The sequence below is a fragment of the Polaromonas sp. P1_G4 genome, from assembly GCF_056405475.1.
The window spans coordinates 1-4487 of sequence record NZ_JBFUCA010000351.1 but is presented as its reverse complement, the minus strand read 5'-3'; the positions used below and the strand labels follow the sequence as shown (position 1 = coordinate 4487).

General features: G+C 60.6%; 6 protein-coding genes. 2 read left to right on the top strand and 4 right to left on the bottom strand.

Features of this window, described 5'->3' with window-relative positions; genetic code table 11:
- Nucleotides 1-78: 78 nt before the first annotated feature.
- Together AC1D1X_RS16325 and AC1D1X_RS16320 are read left to right on the top strand one after the other, a co-directional pair.
- Nucleotides 79-783: an RNA pyrophosphohydrolase gene (locus tag AC1D1X_RS16325; RefSeq protein ID WP_477670208.1), complete on the top strand. Its 705-nt coding sequence runs from the start codon at nt 79-81 to the stop codon at nt 781-783.
- On the top strand, nt 780-1289 hold the full coding sequence (locus AC1D1X_RS16320) for a CNP1-like family protein (protein ID WP_477669839.1): 510 nt from the start codon (nt 780-782) through the stop codon (nt 1287-1289). The genes AC1D1X_RS16325 and AC1D1X_RS16320 overlap by 4 nt, the downstream gene beginning before the upstream one ends.
- 45 nt (nt 1290-1334) lie before the next feature.
- Here the strand turns inward: AC1D1X_RS16320 and proB are convergent, their stop codons facing one another.
- From proB to rplU, 4 genes are all read right to left on the bottom strand, one after another.
- Nucleotides 1335-2471 carry a glutamate 5-kinase gene (gene proB, locus AC1D1X_RS16315; RefSeq protein ID WP_477669838.1) on the bottom strand — a complete coding sequence of 379 codons (1137 nt, stop codon included), beginning with the start codon at nt 2469-2471 and terminating at the stop codon, nt 1335-1337.
- A gap of 106 nt (nt 2472-2577) precedes the next feature.
- The gene (gene cgtA, locus AC1D1X_RS16310; RefSeq protein WP_477649123.1) at nt 2578-3654 is read right to left on the bottom strand and encodes an Obg family GTPase CgtA; all 1077 of its coding nucleotides are present in this window, start codon (nt 3652-3654) and stop codon (nt 2578-2580) included.
- 119 nt (nt 3655-3773) lie between these two features.
- Nucleotides 3774-4031: a 50S ribosomal protein L27 gene (rpmA, locus tag AC1D1X_RS16305; protein ID WP_457279679.1), complete on the bottom strand. Its 258-nt coding sequence runs from the start codon at nt 4029-4031 to the stop codon at nt 3774-3776.
- 27 nt (nt 4032-4058) lie between these two features.
- A complete protein-coding gene (gene rplU, locus AC1D1X_RS16300; RefSeq protein WP_122955355.1) occupies nt 4059-4370 on the bottom strand; it encodes a 50S ribosomal protein L21 in 312 nt (103 codons plus the stop codon).
- Between the last annotated feature and the right edge of the window lie 117 nt (nt 4371-4487).

Here is a 4487-nt window from a genome sequence, read left to right as displayed (position 1 = left end):
GCTGCAGCCCGCCGTGCGCTTGGCGCTGGGGCCTTCGCTGTGCATAATGGACTCAGTTTAAAAAATTGAGGTTTGATTATGCTTGACCGGGACGGCTTTAGGCCCAACGTCGGCATCATCTTGCTCAACCAGAGAAGTCAGGTATTTTGGGGCAAACGTATCCGTACCCACTCGTGGCAGTTTCCGCAGGGTGGCATTGACCGGGGCGAAAATCCCGAGCAGGCCATGTACCGCGAGTTGCATGAAGAAGTGGGGCTGATGCCGCAGCATGTGAATGTGCTGGCCCGAACCCGAGACTGGTTGCGCTATGAGGTGCCTGACCGGTTCATCCGCCGCGATGCGCGCGGACATTACAAAGGCCAGAAACAAATCTGGTTCCTGCTGCAACTGGTCGGCCACGACTGGGACTTGAACCTGCGCGCCACAGACCATCCGGAGTTCGATGCCTGGCGCTGGAACGACTACTGGGTGCCGCTGGACGTGGTGGTTGAGTTCAAGCGCGGCGTGTACGAAATGGCCCTGACCGAGCTGTCGCGGTTCGTTCCGCGCACGGACGCGCGTTTCGAGCAGCGCCCCGACCACCGCAACCGTTATTTGCGCGGGGGCTTGCATCAGCGTGACCACGCGGGCCAGGCCGGCGAGGGCGGTTTTCCGCCCGCTGGCGAGCCCTTTCATGCACCACTGACACGGCTGGGGGCGTCGTTTGAATTGCCGCCCGGCGCCACTTTTGAACCCGATCCGCAGACCAGCCTGGATGCGAACAGCCAACCAACCAAACCATGAATCTCAAACCCGCCCTTGTGGCCGCCACGCTTTTGCTGGGGATCAGCTGTACATCATGGGCCGTGGCCCCGGCGGATGATCCCGAAGAGTGGAAAGAAGACAGCGTTTCGGCGCCGCCGGCCTTCGACCTCACCAAACTCGTCACGTTTGAGGTGTCGCCCAATTCCCAGCTGGTGTACGGCGTGGACCCTGCGACCATCCAGATTTCGAACAAGGACAGCGTCGTGCGCTACGTGATCGTGGCCTCGAATGCCAGCGGCGCACGCAATGTGATGTACGAAGGCATACGCTGCAGCACCGGCGAATTCAAGACCTATGCCCGCTATTCAGACGGCAAATGGACCAACGTCAGCAATCCGGAGTGGAAGTCGGTGTTCGGCAATATGCCGTCCAAGCATGCTTTCCGTTTGGCCAGGGCCGGCGCCTGCGACAGCGCGGCACCTGTGCAAACAGTGGACCTGATGGTGTCGCGGCTGAAGAACCCGAATTTCAGGACCCGGGAATAGGCGAGGGCTCGCGGCTGCGACGCCGCAGCGTGGCGCCCGGCAAACCTAGCGGCTCAATACCAGGTTGGTGCGGTGAACCATTTCGGGTTCGCCCGTGTAGCCCAGCAGTTTTTCGAACTCTGACGATGCCTTGCGGCAGATCATGCGGGCTTCGGCGCTTGAGTAATTGGCCAGGCCGCGCGCGATCTCGGCGCCTCCGGGATCCCTGATGGCGATGACATCGCCGCGTGAAAACTCCCCCTGAACGGCCGTCATGCCGATGGGCAGCAGGCTTTTTCCCTCATCGCGCACCTTGCCCACGGCGCCTGCGTCCACGGTGACTGAGCCCCGCATTTGCAGGTGATCGGCCATCCATTGCTTGCGGGCCTGCATCTTCTGGGTTTGCGCCACCAGCAGCGTGCCGATGGGCTCGCCCCGGGTGAGCCGGACCAGCGCTTGCGGCTCGCGGCCCCAGGCGATAACTGTCGATGCGCCTGAGCCCGCGGCGCGTTTGGCGGCCAGGATCTTGGTGATCATGCCGCCCTTGCCAATGCTGGAACCTGCGCCTCCCGCCATGGTCTCCAGCGCTGCGTCGCCGGCCTTGGCCTCATGCACAAACTGTGCGGCCGGGTCCTTGCGCGGATCAGCGGTGTAGAGGCCGCGCTGGTCGGTGAGGATGACCAGCGCATCGGCTTCCACCAGGTTGGCGACCAGTGCGCCCAGCGTGTCGTTGTCGCCAAACTTGATCTCGTCATTGACGACGGTGTCGTTTTCGTTGATGACGGGTACTACGCCAAGCTGCAACAGCGCCAGCAGGGTGGAGCGTGCATTGAGGTAGCGTTCGCGGTCGGCCAGGTCGGCGTGCGTCAGCAGGACCTGGGCGCTGCCGATGCCGTTTTCGCGCAGCTTGGTTTCATAAACCTGGACCAGACCCATCTGGCCCACGGCGGCGGCCGCCTGCAGCTCATGGATGGCCTTGGGCCGGGTCGCCCAGCCCAGGCGTTTCATGCCCTCGGCAATGGCGCCGCTGCTGACCATGATGACCTCCCGGCCGTCCTTCACGAGGGCTGCCAGCTGCTCGCACCACTGGCCGATGGCCACGGAATCCAGCCCGCGCCCTTCGTTGGTGACCAGGCTGGAGCCCACCTTCACCACGATGCGTTTGGCGTTGCGCAGGACCAAGGAGCCGGTTTGTTCTTGCATTTAAGTGTATTTTAGGGCTCTAGCCCAATCAGGGCGGGCGCAAGCAGCTATCGTTTATATAGCAAATGCCGGCGGCGTTTGCCCGAAAATCAGCGGGGAAAGGCCGTTACGGGGATTCCGGCGGCAGTTCGGCAAATCGCGGATCAACCTCTTCCACCGGCTGCTCGCTTTTCTGGACGCTCTTCACATGCTGGTAAATGGTTTTGACCAGCTGCTCGCAACCCTCGCGCGTCAAGGCCGAGATTTCGAAGACGGGGCCCTTGAACTTGAAGCGTTTGACGAAGTCCTTCACGAGCGCGGCACGTTTGTCCTTGTCCACCATGTCGAGCTTGTTGAGGACGAGCCAGCGTGGTTTGTCGTAAAGGGCTTCGTCGTATTTCTTGAGTTCGCCCACAATCGCCTTGGCTTGCGCCACCGGGTCCACGCCTTCATCGAAAGGCGCCATGTCGACAATATGCAACAGCAGGCGGGTGCGCTGCAGATGCCGGAGGAACAGGTGGCCCAGGCCGGCGCCTTCCGAAGCACCCTCGATCAGKCCGGGAAGATCTGCCACCACGAAGCTTTGTTCCGGGCCCACGCGTACCACGCCGAGGTTGGGATGCAGGGTGGTGAAAGGGTAGTCTGCAATGCGCGGGCGCGCGTTCGACACGGCCGAAATGAAGGTGGACTTGCCGGCATTGGGCATGCCCAGCAAGCCGACGTCGGCCAGTACCTTGAGTTCGAGCTTGAGGCTTTTTCGCTCGCCGGGCCAGCCGGGTGTCTTGCTGCGTGGCGCGCGGTTGGTCGAGCTTTTGAAGCGCAGGTTGCCGAAGCCGCCGTCGCCGCCCTTGGCGATCAGCACCTGTTCACCGGGAACCAGCAATTCGTAAAGTACTTCCCCGGTTTCGCCGTCGGTCAGGATGGTTCCTACCGGCATCTTCAGGATGATGTCGTCGCCCTTGGCGCCGAACATGTCGGAACCCATGCCATGCTGGCCGTTACGGGCCTCGTGGCGGCGTGAAAACCGGAAGTCCACCAGCGTGTTCAGGTTGATGTCGGCCACCGCGTACACATGACCGCCGCGTCCGCCGTCGCCACCGTTTGGGCCGCCGAACTCCTTGTACTTTTCGTGGCTGAAGGAGACGCAGCCACTCCCGCCATCGCCTGCGGCAATGTCAATAAAGGCTTCGTCAACAAATTTCATGATGGAGTGCTGCGGTTAAAACAGGGGGCGTCAGGGGCCGGAGATCAAGTTTACAAACAAAAAAGCCCCGACAGGTCGGGGCTTCGTTTCAGTCGAAGTGACTTATCGAAGTGATCAGCTTACGCCGGGGTCACATTCACGGTGTGCTTGTTCAGCGCACCCTTGATGGAAAACGAGACCGAGCCGTCAACCAGCGCGAACAGCGTGTGGTCTTTGCCGATGCCGACATTGACGCCTGGGTGGAACTTGGTGCCACGCTGGCGCACAATGATGCTGCCTGCGTTAATGACTTCACCGCCAAATTTCTTGACGCCGAGCATTTTGGGCTGTGAATCACGCCCGTTTCGCGTAGAGCCGCCGCCTTTTTTCTGTGCCATTTTTCGTTACTCCTGGTACGTCCCTGCTTAACCGGCGATGGCGCCGATTTGCAGTTCCGTGTAGTTTTGCCGGTGGCCCTGACGCTTTTGGTAGTGCTTGCGACGGCGCATTTTGAAAATGCGAACCTTGTCGTGCCTACCCTGGGAAAGGACAGTGACTGTAACAGTGGCGCCGGACACCAAGGGCGTACCAACCGTGATTGTGCTGCCGGTGCCGACAGCCAATACCTGGTCAATAACGATCTCTTGGCCTACGTCCGCAGCAATCTGTTCTACTTTAATTTTTTCTCCAGTAGCAACCTTGTATTGTTTGCCACCGGTTTTTATGACCGCGTACATGTAAGACCTCTTTATTGAGTTCTGCAGACGGATTTCCGCAGAGCCCAATATTCTAGCATGACGGGGCCAAATTGGCCAGAAGTGCCGTTTTAGCGCTTTCAGGTGGTGGTTGCGGGC

Bases quoted from the DNA above. Each gene is read 5' to 3' on its own strand.
- rplU (WP_122955355.1), bottom strand. From the start codon at position 4,370: ATGTACGCGGTCATAAAAACCGGTGGCAAACAATACAAGGTTGCTACT.
- rpmA (WP_457279679.1), bottom strand. From the start codon at position 4,031: ATGGCACAGAAAAAAGGCGGCGGCTCTACGCGAAACGGGCGTGATTCA.
- AC1D1X_RS16325 (WP_477670208.1), top strand. From the start codon at position 79: ATGCTTGACCGGGACGGCTTTAGGCCCAACGTCGGCATCATCTTGCTC.
- proB (WP_477669838.1), bottom strand. From the start codon at position 2,471: ATGCAAGAACAAACCGGCTCCTTGGTCCTGCGCAACGCCAAACGCATC.
- AC1D1X_RS16320 (WP_477669839.1), top strand. From the start codon at position 780: ATGAATCTCAAACCCGCCCTTGTGGCCGCCACGCTTTTGCTGGGGATC.